The sequence below is a fragment of the Pseudomonas sp. KBW05 genome (genome assembly GCF_003852405.1).
Taxonomy (GTDB): domain Bacteria; phylum Pseudomonadota; class Gammaproteobacteria; order Pseudomonadales; family Pseudomonadaceae; genus Aquipseudomonas.
In genome coordinates this window covers 155,999-179,138 of sequence record NZ_QAJM01000003.1, presented here as the reverse complement: position 1 = coordinate 179,138, position 23,140 = coordinate 155,999, and the positions used below count along the sequence as shown (strand labels likewise).

The window sequence follows — 23,140 nt, the reverse complement described above, 5'->3', positions numbered from 1 at the left end:
AGGTGCCGAGTGGTGGGGCGAGGACCTTTTGCTTACTTTTGGGTCCTTCCAAAAGTGAGCCGCTGTAAGAGCGGAACCGTCAGTGGCCGTGACCGCAGCAATGGATATGTACTCCGATCCAAAAGCCCCGGCGCCATACACATAGTCATCGCAGGCAAGCCAGCTCCCACCTCAGAGCGATGTGCAAGCAACAAAACTCAACCGCCTGACAGGCCGTCACGGGAGCAAGCTCCCTCGCCACAGGTCCAGCAGCAATGCTCAAAGTTGTGTAGATACCTATGCCTTGATGGGTTAGATGCGGAAACTACCGACCAACTGCTTCAATCGCCCGGCCTGCTGCTCAAGGTCGGCACAGGCGCGCAAGGTCGATTGCAGGTTTTCCACGCCTTCCTGGTTGAGGGTGTTGATCTCGGTGATGTCCATGTTGATCGACTCCACCACAGAGGTCTGTTCTTCGGTGGCGGTGGCGACCGACTGGTTCATCCCGTCGATCTCGCCGATGCGCTGGGTCACGCTGTTCAGGCGTTCGCCGGCGAGGTTGGCAATCTCCACGCTGTCTTGGCTGTGGCGCTGGCTTTCAGTCATGGTGCTGACTGAATCCCGCGCGCCGACTTGCAGCTCTTCGATCATGGTTTGCACCTGTTGCGCCGACTCCTGGGTGCGGTGGGCCAGGTTGCGCACTTCGTCGGCCACCACGGCAAACCCACGTCCTGCTTCCCCGGCACGGGCCGCTTCGATAGCGGCATTGAGTGCCAGCAGGTTGGTTTGCTGGGAGATGCTGGTGATCACTTCGAGGATCTGCCCGATGTTCACCGTTTTGCTGTTAAGTGCTTCGATATTGGTGCTGGAAGTGCTGATCATCGCCGATAGCTGAGTCATCGCCTTGATATTGCGTTCCACCACTTGCTGGCCGTCTTCCGCCAGGTTGCGGGCATCGCTGGCCTGGCTGGAGGCTTGTGCGGCGTTGCGGGCGATTTCCTGGGCGGCGGCCCCCAATTGGTTGATGGCGGCGGCGACGCTGTTGGTGCGATTGGCTTGTTCGTCGGAGTTGAGCATCGACGAGTTGGAGGCGCTGACCACGCGCAGGGCTACTTCATTGACCTGGCCGGTGGCCGAGGACACTTCACGGATCGAGGTATGAATTCGCTCGACGAAACGGTTGAAGGCGTTGCCCAGGGTGCCGAATTCGTCGTGGTTCTGGATGGTCAGGCGGCGGGTCAGGTCACCCTCGCCATCGGCGATGTCTTGCATGGCACGGGTCATCAGGTGCAGCGGTTGCAGCAGCACGCGGATCAACATGCCGAGCAGGGCGATGATGATTACCACGGCAATCACCGTCGCGATCACCGCCGAGGCGCGGAATTCGCTGAGCATGGCGAAAGCTTTGTCTTTATCCACCGAAATGCCCAGGTACCAGTTCACCGACGGCAAACCTTTGATCGGCGTGAAGGTAATGATGTTGTCCTTGCCGTTGGCCTGGACTTCGCTGAAGTCGCTGCTGATTTTCGGGGTGTTGTTTGGATAGACATCGGCCAGGGACTTCATCACCAGGTTCTTGTCCGGGTGTACCAAAACCTTGCCGTCGGCGCTGACCAGGAACGCATAACCCATACCGCCCAGGTTCAGTGCGCCAATGTTGTCCACCAGGGTTTGCAGGCTCAGGTCACCGCCCACCACACCGATGGCCTGGCCGGCCTTGGTGCTGGGGGTGGCGATGGAAATGATCAACTTGCCCGTCGCCGCGTCGATGTAGGGTTCGGTCAGGGTTGAACCGTTGCTGGTCTGGGCGCCCTTGTACCAGGGGCGGGTGCGTGGGTCGAAGCCGTCAGGCATCTTGGTGTCGGGACGAATGGTGAAGGCCCCGGTGCTGTCGCCGACGTAGGTTGCCATGAACGAGGAGGTCAGGCTTTTCTGGTCCAGCAGGCTGGCGACCACGTTGGGTTCTGGGTTGATGGCGATGTTTTGCGCAGCGTTCTCTACCAGCGCAATGCGCCCGCTGAGCCAGGTTTGAATGTTGCCGGCGGTGACATCGCCCATTTCATGCAGGTAACTGTTGAGGTTGTTGCGAATTGCGTTGCGTTGCAGGTAGTCGTTGTAGAGGGTAAACAGCGCAAAAGCGGCGACGACGATAAGGGAGGCTGCAAGCAGGATTTTGTGGCTGAAGCGAAGATTTTTATTCATGGCTTGTAGGGTCCGCTAAGGTCTTGATATCCGATGCGCGCCCTTATGGGATGCGCAGAATGGCAGCGTCAAAAAAGGTGTGTTATTGCTTGTGACAGTTCCGCTGGCTCCTGTGGGAACGATCTGACCTATTTTTAGACTTTGTGGGTCTCACATCTGTCTATATCGACCTTGCAGCACTAAAGCTTAACCACGGGTGAGAAAATGTCCGACTCCAAGCAACTCCTGATCGGCGCAGACCTTGAAGGCCAGCCCATCGCCCAGGCCATGCGCCTGGCCAACCGCCACGGGCTCATTGCCGGCGCCACCGGCACGGGCAAGACCGTGACCTTGCAGCGCCTGGCGGAAGCGTTCAGCGACGCGGGTGTGGCGGTATTTGCCGCCGACATCAAGGGCGACCTCTGTGGCCTGGGCGCCGCAGCCAACCCGCAAGGCAAGGTGGCCGAGCGGATTGCCGGCATGCCCTTCCTTAATTACACGGCCAAGGCTTACCCGGTCACGTTGTGGGATATCCACGGGCAGTCCGGTCATCCATTGCGCACCACCATCAGCGAAATGGGCCCGTTGCTGCTGGGAGCCTTGTTGGAACTCACCGACAGCCAGCAGTCCGCGCTCTACGCGACTTTCAAGGTGGCCGACCGCGAAGGCCTGTTGCTGCTGGACTTGAAGGACCTCAAGGCACTGCTCAACCACCTGCGTTATCACCCGGAACTGCTGGGCGACGATGCGGCGCTGATGACCACCGGCTCCAGCCAGGCATTGCTGCGGCGCCTGGCGGTGCTGGAGCAGCAGGGCGCCGAAGCCTTGTTTGGCGAGCCGGCCCTGCAACTCGAAGATATCCTGCAACCGGCCAGCGACGGTCGGGGGCGTATCCATCTGCTGGATGCCAGCCGCCTGGTGCATGAGTCGCCGAAGGTCTATGCGACCTTCCTGTTATGGCTGTTGGCGGAGTTGTTCGAGCAATTGCCGGAGCGCGGTGATGCGGACAAACCGTTGCTGGCGCTGTTTTTCGATGAGGCGCATCTGCTGTTTGCCGATACGCCCAAGGCGTTGCAAGAGCGCCTGGAGCAGGTGGTGCGGTTGATCCGTTCCAAAGGGGTTGGCGTGTATTTCGTCACGCAATCTCCAGGGGACCTGCCGGACACGGTGCTGGCGCAGCTTGGCCTACGTATCCAGCATGGCCTGCGGGCGTTCACCACCAAAGAGCAGAAGTCCCTGCGGGCAGTGGCGGATGGTTTTCGGCCAAACCCGGCCTTTGACGCCTTGGCGGTGCTGACCGAGCTGGGCACGGGTGAGGCATTGGTGGGGACGCTGCAGGAAAAAGGCACGCCGGAAGTCGTCCAGCGCGTATTGGTTGCACCGCCGCAGTCGCGGATCGGGCCGTTGAGCGAGGCTGAACGCGCGGCGCTGGTCGCCAGTTCACCGCTTGCGGGGCGCTATGACAAGCCGATCGATCGCGAATCAGCCTACGAAGTGCTGATGTCGCGTAAAGAGTTGGGGCCGACCGAAGAGGCCAAGCCGGCCGATGAGGAACCGAGCTTTACCGACAAGGCCGGCGCATTCCTGGGCACCACGGCAGGCAAGGCGCTGAAATCCGCGATGCAACAAGCTGCCAATCAGATGGGGCGGCAGCTGGTGCGGGGTTTGTTGGGGTCGTTGCTCGGCGGCAGTAAGCGCAAGTAGTGGTTCAGGCCTTCGGCTTGGCGTGGGCGGCGAGCCGTTCCAATGCTGCGCGCAGGCCTGGGTCGCTGATCCCGTCGGCTGTTGCCTGAATGGTTTCGGCCGCGTTTTCCGATAGGTCCATGGTATGCCCCACCGCGCCTTGCTGGACGGTGGGCGGCTGGACCTTGAACTGGATACGCATCAGGCTGGCGAACTCATCAAAGGCCATCAGTTGCCGCTGCAGGCGTTTTTGCTGATAACGCAAGCGGGTCGCCCAATGGCCGTCCGTGACAATTAGCAGCAGGTTGCCCTCGCGCCAGGACGCCACGTGGCAGTGTTCGCGTGCGGCGGGTTGTAGCTGGGTTTCGAGCAGGCGTTGCAGATGGCCCAAGCGTTGCGCATGGCCAAAGATGGCTTTCAACGGCTTGGCTTCGCGAAGCAACGCGCCGGGAGCGCGGGCTATAAGGGGGCGAAATGCCATTATTGGACACCTTAAGTAACAGAGCGGCCATCTTAGCAGAAAGCGCCTGAATGCCCCCACGCAACGCATCGGCGGGGCAAAACCTGCGAAATCAATAGGTAACTTCTGTGCTCCATGGGTTGAAGTTCCAGCAAAAGCCCTTATTTTAAACAAGCCCTCTCACAGCACCATGCCAGCATCGGGGAATAACGCCACTTTCCTCACCCACGAATCCGGGTAGAATGCGCGTTCGCATGCGGCCGTGAGGGCTGCTCGGGCCACTCACGGTGCGCCCTCCATCCCTATGTGTGGAAGAACCTGCCGATATGTTTGCGCCTTTGTTAAAGAAACTTTTTGGAAGCAAGAATGAGCGCGAAGTCAAACGCATGCTCAAGACGGTGCAGCTGGTCAACGGCTTCGAAGAGCAGATGGTTGCCCTTTCGGACGACCAATTGCGCGCCAAGACCGAAGAGTTCAAGGCCCGCATAGCCAAAGGTGAAACCCTCGACAAGCTGCTTCCCGAAGCCTTTGCGGTCGCCCGTGAAGCCGGTAAGCGTGTCATGGGCATGCGCCACTTCGACGTCCAGTTGATCGGCGGCATGACCTTGCATGAAGGCATGATTGCCGAAATGCGTACCGGTGAAGGCAAGACCCTGGTGGCAACCCTGGGCGTTTACCTCAACGCACTGTCCGGCAAGGGCGTGCACGTTGTGACGGTGAACGACTACCTGGCCCGCCGGGACGCCAACTGGATGCGCCCGCTGTATGAATTCCTCGGCCTGACCGTCGGCGTCGTATTGCCGTTCCAGCCGCCGGAAGAGAAGCGCGCTGCCTACGCTTGCGACATCACCTACGGTACCAACAACGAATTCGGTTTCGACTACCTGCGCGACAACATGGCGTTCAGCATGGATGAAAAATTCCAGCGCGAACTCAACTTTGCCGTGATCGACGAAGTCGACTCCATCCTCATCGACGAAGCCCGTACCCCGCTGATCATCTCCGGCCAGGCCGAAGACAGCTCGCGCCTGTACACCGAGATCAACAAGTTGATCCCGCGCCTGGAGCAGCACATCGAGGAAGTGGAAGGCGTGGTGACCAAAGAAGGTCACTTCTCCATCGACGAGAAGACCCGCCAGGTCGAACTCAATGAAGCCGGTCACCAGTTCGTCGAAGAGATGCTGACCCAGATCGGCGAACTGGCCGAAGGTGAAAGCCTGTACTCGGCGCACAACCTGGGCCTGCTGACCCACGTGTATGCTGGCCTGCGCGCCCACAAGCTGTTCCACCGCAACGTTGAATACATCGTGCAGGACGGCCAGGTTGTGCTGGTTGACGAACACACCGGCCGTACCATGCCCGGTCGTCGTCTGTCCGAAGGCCTGCACCAGGCCATCGAAGCGAAGGAACACCTCAACATTCAGGCTGAAAGCCAGACGTTGGCGTCCACGACCTTCCAGAACTACTTCCGCCTGTACAACAAGCTGTCCGGCATGACCGGTACGGCCGATACCGAAGCGTTCGAGTTCCACCAGATCTACGGTCTGTCGGTGATGGTTATCCCACCGAACAAGCCGCTGGCCCGTAAAGATTTCAACGACCTGGTGTTCCTGACGGCCGAAGAGAAATACGCGGCCATCATCAACGACATCAAGGAAGGCATGGCCCAGGGTCGTCCGATCCTGGTGGGTACCGCCACCATCGAAACTTCCGAGCACGTCTCGAACCTGCTCAACAAGGAAGGCATCGAGCACAAGGTCCTCAACGCCAAGTTCCACGAAAAAGAAGCCGAGATCATCGCCCAGGCCGGTCGCCCAGGCGCGCTGACCATCGCCACCAACATGGCCGGTCGTGGTACCGACATCCTGTTGGGCGGCAACTGGGAAGTGGAAGTCGCGGCGCTGGAAAACCCGAGCCCTGAGCAGATCGCCCAGATCAAGGCTGACTGGCAGAAGCGCCACCAGGCCGTGCTGGAATCCGGTGGCTTGCAGGTGATCGCTTCCGAGCGTCACGAATCGCGCCGTATCGACAACCAGCTGCGTGGTCGTGCCGGTCGCCAGGGTGACGCCGGTTCCAGCCGCTTCTACCTGTCGCTGGAAGACAGCCTGATGCGCATCTTCGCCTCGGACCGCGTGAAGAACTTCATGAAGGCCCTGGGCATGCAGTCCGGTGAAGCGATCGAGCACCGCATGGTGACCAACGCCATCGAGAAGGCGCAGCGCAAGGTTGAAGGCCGCAACTTCGATATCCGTAAGCAACTGCTTGAGTTCGATGACGTCAACAACGAACAACGTAAAGTGATCTATCACATGCGTAACACGTTGCTGGCCGCCGACAACATTGGCGAGACCATCGCTGATTTCCGTCAGGACGTGCTCAACGCCACCGTCAGCGCACACATTCCGCCACAATCCCTGCCTGAGCAGTGGGATGTCGCCGGTCTGGAAGCCGCGTTGAAGAGCGATTTCGGTGTGGACTTGCCGGTTCAGCAGTGGCTGGACGAAGACGATCACCTGTACGAAGAAACCCTGCGCGAAAAACTGATGGCCGAGTTGCTGGCCGCGTACAACGAGAAAGAAGAGCAGGCGAGTGCCGAAGCACTGCGCACCTTCGAGAAGCAAATCGTACTGCGCGTGCTGGACGACCTGTGGAAAGACCACCTGTCGACCATGGACCACCTGCGTCACGGCATCCACCTGCGTGGCTACGCCCAGAAGAACCCGAAGCAGGAGTACAAGCGCGAGTCGTTCACCTTGTTCTCCGAACTGCTGGATTCGATCAAGCGCGATTCGATCCGCGTGCTGTCCCACGTTCAGGTGCGTCGCGAAGACCCGATCGAGGAAGAGGCTCGCCTGCGTCAGGAAGCCGAGGCACTGGCTGCGCGTATGCAGTTCCAGCACGACGAAGCGCCGGGCCTGGAAGCCCCTGAAGTATTGGGCGAAGAGGTCGATGTGGCCTTGGCTCAGACGCCAGTGCGCAATGACCAGAAGCTGGGCCGTAACGAACTGTGCTACTGCGGTTCGGGCAAGAAGTTCAAACACTGCCACGGCCAGATCGAATAAGATTTCGCCCTGACACTGCAACACCCCGCGCCGCGACCGGCCTTTGCCGTCGCGGCGTTTTGCCATTAATTTCACCGTCGCTAACGACGGCACACACATCATCTGATTTTTAAGGAGCGCATTCATGGCTGTTGGTCTTGGTCCTTTGCCCACTTTGCACCCGGTTGCCGGTTTTGAACTCGGTATCGCTTCGGCCGGCATCAAGCGTCCTGGGCGTAAAGATGTGGTGGTGATGCGCTGTGCCGAAGGTTCGACGGTCGCGGGTGTGTTCACCCTCAACGCGTTCTGCGCAGCGCCGGTGATCCTGGCCAAGCAACGCGTGGCTGGCACGATCCGCTACCTGCTGACCAACACCGGCAATGCCAACGCGGGCACCGGCGAGCCAGGCCTTGTGGCGGCTGCGCGTACCTGTGCCAAGTTGGCCGAGTTGACCGGCGTCGATGCCAGCCAAGTACTGCCGTACTCCACCGGTGTGATCGGCGAGCCGCTGCCCGTCGAGAAGATTGAAGGCGCACTGCAAGCTGCGCTGGATGACCTGTCGGTGGATAACTGGGCGGCCGCCGCCACCGGTATCATGACCACCGACACCCTGCCCAAAGGCGCGAGCCGCCAGTTCGTGCACGATGGTGTGACCGTTACCGTGACCGGCATCAGCAAAGGCGCGGGCATGATCCGCCCGAACATGGCCACCATGCTCGGCTACATCGCCACCGACGCCAAGGTTTCCCGCGAGGTGTTGCACAGCCTGATCCTTGATGGCGCCAACAAGTCGTTCAACCGCATCACCATCGATGGCGACACCTCGACCAACGACTGCTGCATGCTGATCGCCACGGGCCAGGCCAACCTGCCGCAAATCACCGAGGCCAGCGGCCCGTTGTTCGCGGCGTTGAAGCAGGCCGTGTTCGAAGTGTGCATGGACGTGGCCCAGGCCATCGTGCGCGACGGCGAAGGCGCCACCAAGTTTGTCACCGTTGAAGTCAACGGCGGCGGCAACCACCAGGAATGCCTGGATGTGGGCTACACCGTGGCCCACTCGCCGCTGATCAAGACCGCGCTGTTTGCTTCCGACCCGAACTGGGGCCGCATCCTGGCCGCCGTTGGCCGTGCCGGCGTGCCGGACCTGGACGTGAGCAAGATCGACGTGTTCCTCGGTGACGTGTGCATCGCCAGCCGTGGCGCCCGTGCCGAAACCTACACCGAAGCCCAGGGCTCGGCGGTGATGCAGCAGGAAGAAATCACCATCCGCATCGAGTTGGGTCGCGGCGATTGCAGCGAAACCATCTGGACCACCGACCTGTCCCACGAGTACGTGAAAATCAACGCGGAATACCGTACCTGATCGTAAAGAGGATAAGCGCGGTGAAACGAGTGCATGTAGCAGCAGCGGTGATCCGTGGTGTCGACGGCAGGATTCTGCTGGCGCGCCGCGCCGATACCCAGCATCAGGGCGGCCTCTGGGAGTTTCCCGGGGGCAAGGTGGAGGCCGGTGAATCGGTCGCCACCGCGCTGTCCCGCGAGTTGCAGGAAGAATTGGGCATCCAGGTCACCACGGCGCGGCCGTTGATCAAGGTGCAGCATGACTACCCGGACAAACAGGTGTTGCTGGATGTCTGGGAAGTGTCGGCGTTTACCGGTGAGCCTCACGGTGCCGAAGGGCAGCCGCTGGAATGGGTCGCCCCTCGGGACTTGCCGAACTACGAGTTCCCTGCGGCCAATGCACCGATTGTGGCGGCGGCGCGTTTGCCGGCCGAATACCTGATCACCCCAGGCGAGCTGGAAACCCCGACGCTGTTGCGTGGCATCCAGAAAGCCATTGCTGGCGGCATCAAGCTGGTTCAACTGCGCGCGCCTAACGGTTACGACCCGAAATACCGTGACCTGGCGGTGGACGCGGTTGGGCTGTGCGCGGGCAAGGCCCAGTTGATGCTCAAGGGGCCGTTTGAATGGCTGGGGGACTTTCCTTCCGCCGGCTGGCACATGACCTCGGCGCAGCTGCGCAAGTACGCGAGCAAAGGTCGACCGCTGCCGAAGGATCGCTGGTTGGCGGCGTCTTGCCACAACGCTGAAGAGCTGGCACTGGCGGAATTGATGGACGTGGATTTCGTCACGCTGTCGCCGGTGCAGCCGACGCAGACTCATCCTGACGCGCAGCCGTTGGGCTGGGAGCAGGCGGCGCAGTTGATCAGTGGGTTCAGCAAGCCGGTGTTTCTGCTGGGTGGGGTTGGGCCGGCCGAGCGGGAACAGGCTTGGGAGGCTGGGGCTCAGGGTGTGGCTGGGATCCGGGCATTCTGGCCTGAGGTTTGATGGTGTTCTGACGGGCCTCTTCGCGAGCAAGCCCGCTCCCACATTTTGATTTGTGAATACATTCAAAATGTGGGAGCGGGCTTGCTCGCGAAGGCGTCAGATCAGGCACTGACAAATCAATGGGGCTTAGCCGCCGCCTGCCACAACACCTCCGCAACACCCTGTCTCCGGGCAATCACCCGCGCCGCCACAAACAACAAATCCGACAACCGATTGATATACGCCAACCCCACCCCTTCCAACGGCTCAATTGCATTCAACTGCTGGCACCGCCGCTCCGCACTGCGTGCCAGGCTGCGGCACACATGGGCCTGGGCGATCAACGCCGAGCCACCGGGCAGGATGAAGTTCTCCAGCGGCCCGACTTCCTCGTTCCAGCGATCAATCGCCGCTTCCAGCCGGTCCACTTCGGCCGCATTCAAGGCCTTGTACACAGGCATCGCCAGCTCGCCGCCGAGGTCAAACAGACGATGTTGGCAGGGGGTCAGCACCTCGATCACATCCTTCAATTCAGGATGTTTACCGCACTGTTCTTCCAGGTTGGCCAGCAACAAGCCCAGCTGGCTGTTCAGCGTATCCACCTCGCCAATCGCCTCGACCCGAGGGTGGTCCTTGGGCACACGGCGGCCGTCGCCAAGGCCGGTTTCGCCTTTGTCACCGGTGCGGGTGTAGATCTTCGACAGGCGAAAGCCCATGGTCATTGCTCCAGTTGAGTCAGTTCGTAAGGCGGCAGTTGGCTGCCGGCCAAGGGCAGGCGCAAGGTGAAGCAGGTGCCTTGGCCGAGGGTGGAGTGCACTTCCATCTGGCCCTTGTGGTTGTTGGTGATGATGAAATACGACACCGATAGCCCAAGCCCGGTGCCCTGGCCGATTTCCTTGGTGGTGAAGAACGGCTCGAAGGTACGTTTGCGCACGTTTTCACTCATGCCGATGCCGTTGTCTTCCACCTGGATTTCCGCCCACGGCGGGTTGAGGCGGGTGCGCAGGATGATGCGCCCCGGCTCGCGGTCGTCTTCACGCAGGTGGATGGCCTGGGCAGCGTTTTTCAGCAGGTTGAGCAGCACTTGTTCAAGTTCGTTGGCGGTACCAGGCACCGGGCCCAGTTGCGGGTCGAACTGGCGCACGATGGCCTGGCCCTTGAAGTCGAAACCGATGGTCAGGTCGAAATCATTGCCGGCGATTTCCACGGCTTGATCAATCAGCGCGGGCAAGTCGCACGGCGCCATCTGTCGATTGCTGCGGCGGCTGAAACTGAGCATGTGCGTAACGATTTTTGCCGCCCGCGCGCCGGCCTGCTGGATGCCGTCGAGCAGTTGCGGCACTTCGCGGCTGCGCAGGTAGCGGTTGATGACGTCCAGTTCGACGCCCGCCTGCTCGGCGTGTTCGAGGTTCTTCGGCAGGTCGGGCGACAGGCGGCGGCGGATGTTCTGCACGTTATGCAGGATCGCCCCCAGCGGGTTATTGATCTCGTGGGCCATGCCAGCGGCCAGGCCGCCGACGGAGAGCATTTTTTCCGACTGCACCATCATCTCTTCCAGGGACAGGCGCTGGGTGATGTCGTCGATACGGATCACCACGCCGCGCCCGGCACCGCCCATCAGCGGGTAGAAGGTCAGGGCGTAATGCTTGGGCTCGTCGTCCTTGATCCAGGTGACGCGCTCGATGCGCTCCACGGTGTGCTGTTCAACGGTGGCCTTGATCTGTGGCAGGTACGGTTTGAGCGGTTGGAAGGCGAGGAAGATCGGCTGGTTCAGCGCTTCGTCCAGGCGTGTGCCGGAGAGGGCGCTGGCTTCCTGGTTCCACTGGGTGACGTAGAGTTGCTCGTCCAGGGCGATCAGGGCGGACGGCATGGAGTCGATGATGCTGTTGAGGTAGTTCTGGAAGCCGGTGAGCTTTTTCTCGATCTTGCTGCGCACCTGGACTTCGAGTTCCAGTTTGCGGTTGGTGTGGCGGGTTTCTTCGGCCAGGCCCTGGGCCTGGTCGTAGGCTTCCTGGGAGTCGTCCCGGGCGCGCTTGAGCTGTTGCTCGCGAGCTTCGATACGCGACAGCATGGTGTTGAAGGCTTCGGCCAGGCTGCCGATTTCGTCATGGTTGCCACGGCCGGCGCGCAGGGCGTAGTTCTCTTCGCGGGTGACCTGGCGCGAGAGTTCTTCCAATTCGTGGATCGGCCGGGTGATCAGGCGTTTGATCTGCCGGGCGATGATCAGCCACAGGAGTACGCTGAAAATCAGGATGCCCAGACTGGCGGTCAAGGTCCCGGTATAAAACGCCACCGGCAGTTCACTGCTGGCCACCAGCAGCAAGTGGCCGGACGGCTGGCCCGGACGGGGCAGGGTGATGATCTGGTTGCTGCGAAACTCGGTGACGCGCCAGGCTTCGATGTGCCGGTAGTGGTCGGGCAGATGCAGGCGGTCGCCGTGTTGCATCTGCGCCAGGCGGTTGCCTTCGCCGTCATACAAGGCCGCTGCGCGCAGGGGCGAGTAGCTGGTCAGCTCATTGAGCAAGGCGTCGGCTTTGGCCGGGGACTCAAGGGCTTCGGCCGCCAGGGCGGGGTTGGACACCAATCGGCCAATGGCCTGGAGTGCCTGGGGCGCCATGCTTTCCTGGGAGATCCAGTAGGCGGCGCTGATAAAGGTGAGGTTGGCCACCAGCAATACGGTGGTCAGCAGCACCAGCAGGGCGGCCAGCAGTTTCTGCCCTACCGGTAGATTTTCAAGACGCTGGCGCAGCGGCATCAGGGTTTTCCCAGGTGATAGACAGGCGGGCAGGGTAGCGCGTGGCTCAGTCTTGGGGCAATCCGCGTACGCGTAACTGCTCGACCAAGCGTACTTGCAACTGTTGCAGATGGGGCAGGTTCAACTGGTGACGGGCCGCCGCCTGGCAAGCATAGCCCAATAGATAGCTGATTTCGGTGCGCCGGGCGTTGGCCACGTCCTGATACATCGAGGAGTAATTGGCCGCAGTCGCCTCGATCACCCGTGTCACTTCGCTGTGCAGGTCTTGCGCGGCGGCGGGTTGGCCGCAGCATTCGAGCAACTCGCTCAGTTCCGCGCAGAGGGTCGCGACTTCGCATGCGTGGGCCTGCAAGCCACCGTTGCGGCATTGGTAAAGCACCGTCAGCGGATTGATCGCACAGTTGAGTGCGAGCTTGCGCCACAGGCGGGTAAGGATGTCGGTGCTCCAGTCATGGGGAATTCCGGCAGCGTGCAGGTCTTCCAGCCACAGCGGCGGGGTGGGATGGCCTACGTCACCCAGCCAGGTATAGCCGTGGCCGGCGAACACCACGCGCCAGTCGCCGTCGCGGAATGCGCCTTCGGTGCTGGAGGCAAAAATACAGCGGGCCAGGGGCAGTTGGGCGGCCACTGCATCCTGGCTGCCGAGGCCGTTCTGCAGCAGGATCAGCTCGGCGTCCGGCGCCAGCCGATGTTGCAGCTGTGCGACAGCGCCTTGAGCGTCGTAGGCTTTGCACGCGACCAGTAGACGCTGGATTGGCTCCGGGCTATCGGATGTTTCAGCGATCACCGGGTAGGTGTGTGCGATGCCGTGTTCCACCAGCGTCAGCCCTGGCCCGGCCTGGTAGCTGGCCAGACGGGTTTTGTCGCGCAAGATCAACCTGACGGGCACGCCCGCCCGCGCCAACCGTGTAGCCCATAGGGTGCCAAGGCTGCCGGCGCCGAGAATATGCCAGGTGATCGACATCAGTTTTTGCTCCGTAGGGTCGCCCGCAGTGAATGAGGCGAAAGAACCGCTATAATGCCCCGGCATTTTAGCTCGGGCGCGCTCCATCTCTACTGAGCCCGCCCCTTATATTGGAGAAATGACATGCCTTCGTTCGACGTGGTATCCGAACTGGACAAACACGAAGTCACCAACGCCGTCGAGAACGCCGTCAAGGAACTGGACCGTCGCTATGACTTGAAAGGCAAGGGCAGCTTCGAATTCAAGGAAAAGGAGCTGACCGTCAACCTGACCGCTGAAGCCGATTTCCAGCTGGAAGCGATGATCGAGATCCTCAAGCTGTCGCTGGTCAAGCGCAAGATCGACGCGCAGTGCCTTGAAATCAAGGACGCCTACGCCTCCGGCAAGCTGATGAAACAGGAAGCCGTCCTCAAGGAAGGCATCGACAAGGAGCTGGCGAAGAAAATCGTTGCTCACGTCAAGGACGCCAAGCTGAAAGTCCAGGCGGCCATCCAGGGTGAGCAGGTGCGTATCACCGGCAAGAAGCGTGACGATCTGCAAGAAGCGATCGCTGCCCTGCGCGCCAAGACCTTCGACATGCCGCTGCAGTTCAATAACTTCCGCGACTGATGGCCATTTGGGGAACCTGAGGGCGTTTTTGACGTCCCACGCCCCAGAACCTGCGCCTACCTTTGAGCCCTACGGGGCTCAATTGCGTTACTGGGTACTCAATTTAAAGCCGCACATCCGCTAGACAGGAGAATGTAGATGGATTTGAACGCTGAAGTGGATCAACTGATCAAGACGTCGCAGTCTTGGGTTCCGATGATCATGGAATATGGCAGCCGCGTATTCCTGGCTGTGCTCACCCTGGCCATCGGCTGGTGGTTGATAAATATCCTGACCCACCGGGTGGGGCGTTTGCTGGCCCTGCGTAATGCGGACCTGGCGCTGCAACACTTCATCACCAACCTGGCCAACATCGCGCTGAAAGTGATGCTGATGGTCAACGTGGCCTCGATGATCGGCGTGGCAACCACCTCGTTCGTTGCCGCAATCGGCGCCGCGACCCTGGCCATTGGCCTGGCACTGCAAGGCAGCCTGGCGAACTTCGCCGGTGGCGTGCTGATTCTGTTGTTCCGCCCGTTCCGTATTGGTGACTGGATCGAAGCCCAGGGCACTTCCGGTACCGTCGACAGTATCCAGATCTTCCACACTGTGCTGCGTACGGGCGACAACAAGACGGTGATCATTCCGAACGGCAGCCTGTCCAACGGCATCATCACCAACACCAACCGCCAGCCGACCCGCAAGGTGGTGTTCGACGTGGGCGTGGACTATGACGCCGACCTGCAGAAAGCCCGTGAGGTGCTGCTGGAGCTGGCGAAAGACCCGCGCGTACTGGCTGACCCGGCAGCGGTGGCCGTGGTGTCGACCTTGGGCGACAGTTCCATCACGGTTTCCCTGCGTTGCTGGACCAAGACGGCGGATTATTGGGATGTGGTGTTCATGTTGAATGAACTTGCACGTGACCGTTTGAAAGCGGCGGGGATTGATATCCCGTTTCCACAGCGGGTTATTCGCGTGATGCAGGAAACGGCGGCGAAGTAATAAGGCGTTGCAGTGTTTAAACCTGGTCGATAGGTCAGGTTTAAACTTTTTGATGTGGCTCGTTAGTTAGCTTGCTAGCTATTCTTGCATTGAAATGAAACTGTAATAAAAAAGCCGCTCCCTTATAGCAAGGGAGCGGCTTTTTATTTAAGGTCGAAACCTTAGGTCATCGTTGTAATTGAGCGGGCAATTACAAGATGTTCAACGGGTATTGCGCGATCAGACGCAGTTCGTCGATGGACGAAGAACCGTAGTAGACGCCGTCAGACGAACGATAGGTCGCTTGACGTACGCGCAGGCTCAGGTCTTTGGCTGGGCCGCTTTGGATCACGTACTTGGCTTCGAAGTCGCGTTCCCACTCTTTGCCGTTCGACGTCGTAGCGGTGTTGGCGCCACTACCGGTGATGTAACGTGCCATGAAGCTCAGGCCCGGAATACCAAAGGTTGCCATGTTGAGGTCGTAACCAGCCTTGAACGACTTCTCGCCTTCGGCGTTGAAGTCGGAACGGGCAACGGAGTTGGCCAGGAAGATTGTGCCGCCGCCATCGATACCGTAACCGTAGTCGCCGTCGCCGCTGACTTTTTGAGCCGCCAGGGTGAAGGTGTGCGCGCCGAGGGTGTAGGCACCCTGCAAGCTGAATGCACGGTTGTCGAGCTTGGTCACGTCGTCTTTGTAGGCGCGTTGCAGGCCTTCGCCCGAGCTCTTGGTATCGTAGATGTTGAAGTCCACGGCCACCGACTGGTCTTCGCTCAGGGCGTGGGTCCAGTTGACGTTGGCGTAGAGCTTGCGCCAGTAGTCTTCGACTTTGGAGTAGTAGAGGCTGGTTGTGAACTCTGGAGTCCAGGCGTACACGCCGCCGACGAAGTTGGCTTGCTTGAGGCCGCGGCTGGTTTCAGGGAAGTCGAGGATACTGTCCTTGAAGGTCTGGGACTGCGCGACGCTGGACGTGAAGTGGCCGGCTTCGAGCTTGAGGTCCTTGATCTCGGTGCTGGTCAGCGAGATACCCTGTGGCAGTTCCGGCAGCAAGCGGCTGTCGTCGGAAGCGTACACAGGTGCGGTGGTGTACTGGTCGCCGATTTTCAGGACGGTGTTGGATACGCGGAACTTGATGGCGCCGCCGCCTTTGGAGTAGTCATCCTGGGCACGACCATCCGAACCGTTCGGGAACAGGCCGGTGCCGTTACGGCCCTTGCCGCTGTCCAGTTTCACGCCCAGCAGGCCGATCACGTCAACACCCACACCGACGGTGCCTTGGGTGAAGCCCGATTGGTACAGGCCGTTGAAGCCCAGACCGGTCTCGTTCGTGTAGCTCTTGCCGGAATCGTTGTTGCGGAAGTCCCGACGGAAGTTCAGCAAACGGGTGTTGATGCTGAAAGTACTGTCGTCAACAAAGCCTTTGGAATCGCTCTGGTCGGACGCCATTGCGAACTGTGCGGTGCCTGCTGAAACAGCCAGGGCGATCATGCTCCACTTCATCACGCGCATCGTGATTTGCTCCTTTGGTTTTTAGGAAGAGTACTGCCGTCCCACCTGTATTTTTGTCTGGGCGGCTCTTTCTTTTTGTGTCGGCGCAAAGGTATATCACGCTGACAATACTTGGCGATACTTGCCTATCTTTCCTTTCAGCTTCTTTACGAGGCTGTCGTAAATTGCTAGATCCATGTCGCAAATTCACAGTCCTTAATGTAACGGGACTGACAACTTCAATGCTGTTTTCAAACGTTTTTAAACGTTTGGATCCTTCCTCGGTATGCATTGAAACGCTGCTGTTTTTATCGCGTAACACCGACTTCCAAGTCGGTGTTGTTGCCGACGATATGAGTCTGAATGCAACAAGCGTGCACAAAGCGGTAACCGAATGTCATTTTTTCGTGAAAACTGTGAAATCACTGTAAAAACCGCATAAGCACGGGGTTTTTACGCCGTTTGGTTTGGGCTTGACGCTGGGGCTTTACGCCTGTGCATTCATCCGTAAACAGTGCCCCAGAGCAAAACGTTACCGGTTCACCCCATCGAGTGGGTAATTGGCGGATCTCTATGAGGCACAAGTGAGTCATTTTGGTGCGCCTCGCTGAAGCCCGACTTAGCGTAGTCGAAATATCCGCCTGCATCGAAAAGGTGCAGGTCTTTTTGCCGGGCGGCGTCTTCGCCGTGAAGGCGGACGCATTCGAAGGTATGCTGGGCGCCTGAAACTGACCTGCCAAACGGAGTGCCCGCGGTGTTTGCCCTAGACCAACGCCTGCAACAAGACACGCTGGCCATTGGGGATTTCCCTCTGTGCCGCCTGCTGCTGTCCAATGACTCGAATTACCCCTGGTTCATCCTGGTGCCACGCATCAACGCTATCAGTGAAGTGTTTCAACTGGATGTCGCCGATCAGCAGACTTTGTGGCAAGAGACGACAGCCCTCGCCCAAGTGCTGAACGAAGGTCTTGGCGCTGACAAGATGAACATTGGTGCGCTCGGTAACGTGGTCAGCCAGTTGCATGTGCATGTGATCGTGCGCAAGCGCGACGACGCCGCCTGGCCGGCACCGGTATGGGGCAAGCATCCCGCCCGGCCTTACACCGACGCGCAAGTGACGGCCATCCGCGCGCGCCTGCGTGAACTGTTGCCTGCCGACTTTATCTTTACCCAGGGCTGAACCATGGATTTGCAAGACCGCGTCAACGACCTGGAAAGCCGCCTGGCCTTCCAGGACGACACCATCGAAACCCTCAATGACATCCTGGTCACCCAGCAGCGGGCGGTCGAACGCCTGCAAATGCAGATGACCGCGCTGCTCAAGCGCCAGGAAGAAATGGGCGGGCAGTTCGAGACCTCCGAAGAAGAAGCGCCGCCGCCTCATTATTGATGCCGCTCCATCAATAGCCGGGCAATAAAAAACCGCGATCCAGTCAGCACTGGATCGCGGTTTTTTGTTGCGAAGGTTAAATCAGCGACGCGGCAGAGCCGCAATCACGTCTTCAGCTTGCAGGCCCTTGTCGCGGTTCATCACGGAGAACTCCACGCGCTGGCCTTCCACCAGGACACGATGGCCTTCGCCGCGGATGGCCCGGAAGTGGACGAAGATATCGTCGCCCGAATCGCGGGAAATAAAGCCGAAGCCTTTGGAGGTGTTGAACCACTTGACGGTGCCGGTATCGCGGTTGGTCATGTCGTAGTTTTGCGACGCGGCCGCAGGCGACGAACGGTAGAAGCTGATCGCCAGGTGAAGAACGATAGCGACGACAGCAATCACCAGGCTGAGCAGGATGGCCGGGTGGCCACCGACTTCAGGCATGGGCGCCAGGAGGGTGAGGGTTTGCACGACAACGCTCAGTACCAGCAGCGCGCTGACCAGGTTTTGCAGTTGATGACGTGTGCCTTTGTTCCAGTAAGGGATCACCGGTGCCAGCGTCAGGTTAAGAAGGCCGAACAAGGCCAGGTACAGAGCGTCATGTTGTTGCAGGTAGGGCAGGCTTTCAGGCTGCAGGCTCGGGATAAAGGACAGCAGCAACGCTGCAACGCCCGTTAGCAGGTGGACGATTTTCAACATTTTGATTAACTCACGTTAAGACGGATCACAAGGAAGAGCTGACTGGCACGGTTCGCTTCTGAACAATGGGAGGCGTTGAGCACGTGCGCGGGTATCAGCCTATGTAACGTGCCGCAAACATTAACGGCAGCCACACGTCGCCTATTTAACAGCAAAGGCTGTGCCTACTCAAATCAAGCATTTCAGGGTATTGCGATGGCGTCGGCATTTCTGCGGCAAAGGCTTGTCCTAGAGAGGTGTGGGCGTTTTTGAATGAGATTTTGAGAATTTTCCTACGTGCTCGACGGCTTGCCCTGCGTCGGTCAGCACAGCGTAGAAGGGGCAATTTGCCGCATGCCCCGTTGAGGGCCTCGGGCTGCACAAGGCCGACTCTCTTGCTAGAGTGGTCCTGCACCTGATCAATGAACGTTCGTCAATTGAAGGGGAAAAACATGGCAATCGATATTGGTATCAGTGAAGAAGACCGTAAATCCATCGTCGATGGGCTGTCACGGCTGCTGTCCGATACCTACGTACTGTATCTGAAGACCCACAACTTCCATTGGAACGTCACGGGCCCCATGTTTCGTACGCTGCACTTGATGTTTGAAGAGCAGTACAACGAATTGGCGCTGGCGGTGGACTCCATTGCCGAGCGTATCCGTGCCCTCGGGTTCCCGGCACCGGGCGCCTATTCGATCTATGCCCGCCTGTCGTCCATCAAGGAAGAGGAGGGCGTGCCCAGCGCCGAAGAGATGATCCAGCAACTGGTGGCGGGCCAGGAGGCGGTTACCCGCACCGCGCGCGGTATCTTCCCACTGCTCGACAAGGTCAGTGATGAACCGACCGCCGACTTGCTGACCCAACGTATGCAGGTTCACGAAAAGACCGCGTGGATGCTGCGCTCCTTGCTCGAAAACCAGTAGATACGCACCCGCTGTGGCGCCGCCCTGGCGCCACTTGCTTGTTTCCCTTCGCTTCCTGGCGTTGTCCTACAACTATCAACTCCGCGTCTTCTGGCCGCTCACGTGCTCCTGCTGTTTTATAGGCCCACTGTCCCATGGGACAACCCCATGGGCTGCTGTTTGGCAATGGAGTGTCAGGTGTATGTCACGCGGAGTGGGTAATGGAGTGATGGAGGCCGGTGGTTTCCATAAGATAAAGGTTGATCCCTTTGCAAAGGGCTTCGACATGGGACTGGCCAGGCCCTTGTCCCGATCAGTCAGGCTCAACGGGTTTTCCACGTGCCTGCGGCTTGAGCAGATTTATTGGAACATCCTCACGGAAATCGCCAGGATCAATGCCTGTTCCGTCAGTGCGTTGCTGTCTTACGTCGATCGGGAAGTGCATTTGCGTTACGGGGGAGTGAAGAACTTCAGTGGTTTGGTCCGGGTGGTGTGTGTGGTTCACGCACTGAAGGGCCACGTAGATCCGTCGAGCCCTGGCTAACCCAACGGTCCCGAGCGCGGCCCGCTGCTCAGGCGGGCCGTGCTTCGGGCAGAAAGCCGGCTGCGCTGCCTTGATTTACCCTATATAATCCCGCGCTTTGCTGCGTGTGCCTGGGCTATTCTCCAATGGGCAGGCGTGGCGCAGTAATGATCTGATCGCCGAGACATCGCCATGCCCATGTACGACTATCAATGTGCTTCCTGTGGTCATCAGTTGGAAGCCATTCAGAAGATCAGCGCAGCACCGCTGGTCGATTGCCCAGCCTGCAACGCGCCGGAACTCAAGAAGATGTTGTCCATGCCAGGCTTCCGCCTGAGTGGCAGCGGCTGGTACGAGACCGACTTCAAGACCGGCTCGAAGAAGAATCTGGCCGGCGGCGACAAAGCAGACTGAGTTGAACTCTACGCGCAGGCTCCTGCATTATCCGTCCCCAGGCTTAAATGTACGGTGACGAGGCAGGCCTCCACCGAATTTCGAATTACGAGAAGTGAAACCACTACCATGATGCGCAGCCACTATTGCGGCCAACTGAACGAGACCCTGGAAGGTCAGGAAATCACTCTTTGCGGATGGGTTCACCGTCGCCGGGACCACGGCGGGGTAATCTTCCTCGATATCCGTGATCGTGATGGTCTGGCCCAGGTGGTGTTCGACCCGGACCGCGCTGAAAGCTTCGCCGCCGCCGACCGCGTGCGCAGCGAATACGTTGTGAAGATCACCGGCAAGGTGCGCCTGCGTCCGGCCGGTGCCGTGAACAAGAACATGGCATCCGGCGGCATTGAGGTGCTGGGTTATGAACTGGAAGTGCTGAACGAGTCGGAAACCCCGCCGTTCCCGCTCAACGAGTTCTCCGACGTGGGCGAAGAAACCCGCCTGCGCTACCGTTTCCTCGACCTGCGTCGCCCGGAAATGGCCGAGAAGCTGCGTCTGCGTTCGCGCATGACCACCAGCATCCGCCGCTTCCTCGACGAGAACGGCTTCCTCGACGTTGAAACGCCAATCCTGACCCGGGCCACCCCGGAAGGCGCGCGTGACTACCTGGTGCCGAGCCGCACCCACGCCGGTTCGTTCTTCGCCTTGCCGCAATCGCCGCAGCTGTTCAAGCAACTGCTGATGGTGGCCGGCTTCGACCGTTACTACCAGATCGCCAAGTGCTTCCGTGACGAAGACCTGCGCGCCGACCGCCAGCCGGAATTCACCCAGATCGACATCGAGACCAGCTTCCTCGATGAAAAAGAGATCATGGGCCTGACCGAGCAAATGATCCGCAACCTGTTCAAGGAAGTGCTGGACCTGGAATTCGGCGATTTCCCGCACATGACCTTCGAAGAAGCCATGCGCCGCTACGGTTCCGACAAGCCAGACCTGCGTAACCCGCTGGAACTGGTAGACGTGGCCGACCAGCTCAAGGCAGTCGACTTCAAGGTGTTCAGCGGCCCGGCCAACGACCCTAAATGCCGCATCGCTGCCCTGCGCGTGCCAGGCGGCGCGAGCATGCCGCGCAAGCAGATCGACGACTACACCAAGTTCGTCGGCATCTACGGTGCCAAGGGCCTGGCTTACATCAAGGTCAACGAGCGCGCCAATGGCGTTGACGGCCTGCAATCGCCGATCGTGAAAAACATCCCGCTGGACAACCTGAACGAGATCCTCGATCGCGTTGGCGCGGTTGACGGCGACATCGTGTTCTTCGGCGCCGACAAGGCCAAGATCGTCAGCGAAGCCCTGGGCGCGCTGCGGATCAAGCTGGGCCACGACCTGAACCTGCTGACCTGCGAATGGGCGCCGATGTGGGTCGTTGACTTCCCGATGTTCGAGGAGAACGACGACGGCAGCTTCAGCGCCTTGCACCACCCGTTCACCGCGCCGAAGTGCACGCCGGCCGAGCTGGAAGCCAACCCGGCTGGCGCTCTGTCCCGTGCCTACGACATGGTCTTGAACGGTACTGAGCTGGGTGGCGGTTCGATCCGTATCCATCGCAAGGAAATGCAACAGTCGGTCTTCCGCCTGCTGGGCATCAACGAAGCAGAACAGGAAGAGAAGTTCGGCTTCCTGCTCGACGCCCTGAAATACGGCGCGCCGCCCCACGGTGGCCTGGCCTTCGGCCTGGACCGTCTGGTGATGCTGATGACTGGCGCCCAGTCGATCCGTGAAGTGATCGCGTTCCCGAAAACCCAGAGTGCTGCGGACGTCATGACCCAGGCTCCAGGTGTGGTGGATGCCAAGGCGCTGCGCGAGCTGCACATCCGCCTGCGCGAGACGCCGAAGGCTGAGTAAGGCTGCGGCGTGAAAGCGCACTGAGTTCCACGCAGTCTAAAAAGGCGCATCTTCGGATGCGCCTTTGCGTTACATGAGGCAAATCCCGCCTGGCGGGGTTGATAAGGTTTCTACAGAATTTTGGAGTTGTGTTATGGCTGGCCATTCCAAGTGGGCGAACATCAAGCACCGCAAAGAGCGTCAGGATGCCAAGAAAGGCAAGATCTTCACCAAGTGGATCCGCGAGCTGACCGTCGCTGCCCGCCAGGGCGGTGGTGACCCGGGTTCCAACCCGCGCCTGCGCCTGGCGCTGGACAAGGCCCTCGGCGCCAACATGAGCCGCGACATCATCGACCGCGCCGTGGCCCGTGGTGCCGGCGCTGCCGATACCGACGACATGGTCGAACTGACCTACGAAGGCTACGGCCCGGGCGGCGTGGCGGTGATGGTCGAGTGCATGACCGACAACCGCAACCGCACCGCAGCAGCGGTGCGCCATGCGTTCAGCAAGTGCGGTGGTAACCTCGGTACCGACGGTTCGGTGGCCTATCTGTTCGAGCGCAAGGGGCAGATTTCCTTCGCTCCGGGTGTAGATGAAGACGCCCTGATCGAAGCCGCGATGGAGGCTGACGCCGACGACGTAGTGACCAACGAAGATGGTTCCATCGACGTGTTCACCTCGTTTGCCAGCTTCTATGCCGTGCGCAACGCCCTCGAAACGGCGGGTTTCAAAGGCACCGACGCGGAAATCGTGATGCTGCCGACCACCAGTGCCGAACTGGACCTGGAGGGTGCGCAGAAGGTGCTGAAACTGCTGGATATGCTTGAGGACCTGGATGATGTGCAGAACGTCTATTCCAATGCAGATATCCCGGAATCTGTAGCCGAGCAGCTTACCTGAGCACAATGAGGATCCTTGTGGGAGCTGGCTTGCCTGCGATGGCATCACCTCGGGTT

The 23,140-nt window shown here is 59.8% G+C and carries 20 protein-coding genes; 13 read left to right on the top strand and 7 right to left on the bottom strand.

Going from position 1 to position 23,140, the window contains the following annotated elements:
- Positions 1-291: 291 nt before the first annotated feature.
- Positions 292-2,181, bottom strand: a complete 1,890-nt coding sequence (locus DBR46_RS02945; protein WP_124524959.1) for a methyl-accepting chemotaxis protein — start codon at positions 2,179-2,181, stop codon at positions 292-294.
- Between the two features lie 204 nt (positions 2,182-2,385).
- On the opposite strand from DBR46_RS02945, the gene DBR46_RS02940 reads away from it, so the two are divergent.
- Positions 2,386-3,864, top strand: a complete 1,479-nt coding sequence (locus DBR46_RS02940; RefSeq protein ID WP_124524958.1) for a helicase HerA-like domain-containing protein — start codon at positions 2,386-2,388, stop codon at positions 3,862-3,864.
- A gap of 4 nt (positions 3,865-3,868) precedes the next feature.
- On the opposite strand, the gene DBR46_RS02935 is transcribed toward DBR46_RS02940, so the two are convergent.
- Complete coding sequence (locus tag DBR46_RS02935) at positions 3,869-4,324, bottom strand: DUF721 domain-containing protein (protein ID WP_026136959.1); 456 nt, start codon at positions 4,322-4,324, stop codon at positions 3,869-3,871.
- A gap of 305 nt (positions 4,325-4,629) precedes the next feature.
- Here DBR46_RS02935 and secA point away from each other — a divergent pair, with 305 nt between their 5' ends.
- The 3 genes from secA (at position 4,630) to DBR46_RS02920 (ending at position 9,672) form a co-directional block, all read left to right on the top strand.
- Positions 4,630-7,365: a preprotein translocase subunit SecA gene (secA, locus tag DBR46_RS02930; protein WP_124524957.1), complete on the top strand. Its 2,736-nt coding sequence runs from the start codon at positions 4,630-4,632 to the stop codon at positions 7,363-7,365.
- 124 nt (positions 7,366-7,489) lie between these two features.
- Positions 7,490-8,707 carry a bifunctional glutamate N-acetyltransferase/amino-acid acetyltransferase ArgJ gene (gene argJ / locus DBR46_RS02925; protein WP_124524956.1) on the top strand — a complete coding sequence of 406 codons (1,218 nt, stop codon included), beginning with the start codon at positions 7,490-7,492 and terminating at the stop codon, positions 8,705-8,707.
- Positions 8,708-8,727: 20 nt separating this feature from the next.
- Entirely contained in the window at positions 8,728-9,672 is a 945-nt protein-coding gene (locus DBR46_RS02920; RefSeq protein ID WP_124524955.1) for a Nudix family hydrolase, read from the top strand.
- Between the two features lie 116 nt (positions 9,673-9,788).
- On the opposite strand, the gene DBR46_RS02915 is transcribed toward DBR46_RS02920, so the two are convergent.
- The 3 genes from DBR46_RS02915 to DBR46_RS02905 are packed head-to-tail and all read right to left on the bottom strand — an operon-like array spanning position 9,789 to position 13,370.
- A complete protein-coding gene (locus DBR46_RS02915) occupies positions 9,789-10,367 on the bottom strand; it encodes a cob(I)yrinic acid a,c-diamide adenosyltransferase (protein WP_124524954.1) in 579 nt (192 codons plus the stop codon).
- A 2-nt stretch (positions 10,368-10,369) separates the two neighbouring features.
- Positions 10,370-12,406 (bottom strand): PAS domain-containing sensor histidine kinase, encoded by a 2,037-nt coding sequence (locus tag DBR46_RS02910; protein WP_124524953.1) that lies wholly within the window; start codon positions 12,404-12,406, stop codon positions 10,370-10,372.
- Between the two features lie 46 nt (positions 12,407-12,452).
- Complete coding sequence (locus DBR46_RS02905) at positions 12,453-13,370, bottom strand: putative 2-dehydropantoate 2-reductase (protein WP_124524952.1); 918 nt, start codon at positions 13,368-13,370, stop codon at positions 12,453-12,455.
- 123 nt (positions 13,371-13,493) lie between these two features.
- Here DBR46_RS02905 and DBR46_RS02900 point away from each other — a divergent pair, with 123 nt between their 5' ends.
- Positions 13,494-13,979 carry a YajQ family cyclic di-GMP-binding protein gene (locus DBR46_RS02900; RefSeq protein WP_003209785.1) on the top strand — a complete coding sequence of 162 codons (486 nt, stop codon included), beginning with the start codon at positions 13,494-13,496 and terminating at the stop codon, positions 13,977-13,979.
- A 138-nt stretch (positions 13,980-14,117) separates the two neighbouring features.
- Positions 14,118-14,960 (top strand): mechanosensitive ion channel family protein, encoded by an 843-nt coding sequence (locus tag DBR46_RS02895; protein ID WP_017738035.1) that lies wholly within the window; start codon positions 14,118-14,120, stop codon positions 14,958-14,960.
- A 190-nt stretch (positions 14,961-15,150) separates the two neighbouring features.
- Here the strand turns inward: DBR46_RS02895 and DBR46_RS02890 are convergent, their stop codons facing one another.
- A complete protein-coding gene (locus DBR46_RS02890) occupies positions 15,151-16,446 on the bottom strand; it encodes an OprD family porin (protein ID WP_124524951.1) in 1,296 nt (431 codons plus the stop codon).
- Positions 16,447-17,179: 733 nt separating this feature from the next.
- Here DBR46_RS02890 and DBR46_RS02885 point away from each other — a divergent pair.
- Complete coding sequence (locus DBR46_RS02885) at positions 17,180-17,605, top strand: HIT domain-containing protein (RefSeq protein WP_124524950.1); 426 nt, start codon at positions 17,180-17,182, stop codon at positions 17,603-17,605.
- 3 nt (positions 17,606-17,608) lie between these two features.
- A complete protein-coding gene (locus DBR46_RS02880) occupies positions 17,609-17,815 on the top strand; it encodes a SlyX family protein (protein WP_016975456.1) in 207 nt (68 codons plus the stop codon).
- Positions 17,816-17,896: 81 nt separating this feature from the next.
- Here the strand turns inward: DBR46_RS02880 and DBR46_RS30665 are convergent, their stop codons facing one another.
- Entirely contained in the window at positions 17,897-18,499 is a 603-nt protein-coding gene (locus tag DBR46_RS30665) for a cold-shock protein (RefSeq protein WP_124524949.1), read from the bottom strand.
- A gap of 431 nt (positions 18,500-18,930) precedes the next feature.
- On the opposite strand from DBR46_RS30665, the gene DBR46_RS02870 reads away from it, so the two are divergent.
- The 5 genes from DBR46_RS02870 to DBR46_RS02850 all read left to right on the top strand — a co-directional run bounded on the left by DBR46_RS02870 (position 18,931) and on the right by DBR46_RS02850 (position 23,084).
- A complete protein-coding gene (locus DBR46_RS02870; protein ID WP_124524948.1) occupies positions 18,931-19,404 on the top strand; it encodes a Dps family protein in 474 nt (157 codons plus the stop codon).
- A gap of 181 nt (positions 19,405-19,585) precedes the next feature.
- Positions 19,586-19,927 carry a ribbon-helix-helix domain-containing protein gene (locus DBR46_RS02865; RefSeq protein WP_124524947.1) on the top strand — a complete coding sequence of 114 codons (342 nt, stop codon included), beginning with the start codon at positions 19,586-19,588 and terminating at the stop codon, positions 19,925-19,927.
- A gap of 171 nt (positions 19,928-20,098) precedes the next feature.
- The gene (locus DBR46_RS02860) at positions 20,099-20,320 is read left to right on the top strand and encodes an FmdB family zinc ribbon protein (protein WP_124524946.1); all 222 of its coding nucleotides are present in this window, start codon (positions 20,099-20,101) and stop codon (positions 20,318-20,320) included.
- A 108-nt stretch (positions 20,321-20,428) separates the two neighbouring features.
- Positions 20,429-22,204: an aspartate--tRNA ligase gene (aspS, locus tag DBR46_RS02855; RefSeq protein ID WP_017738029.1), complete on the top strand. Its 1,776-nt coding sequence runs from the start codon at positions 20,429-20,431 to the stop codon at positions 22,202-22,204.
- 133 nt (positions 22,205-22,337) lie between these two features.
- Positions 22,338-23,084 (top strand): YebC/PmpR family DNA-binding transcriptional regulator, encoded by a 747-nt coding sequence (locus DBR46_RS02850; RefSeq protein ID WP_124524945.1) that lies wholly within the window; start codon positions 22,338-22,340, stop codon positions 23,082-23,084.
- Positions 23,085-23,140 lie beyond the last annotated feature (56 nt).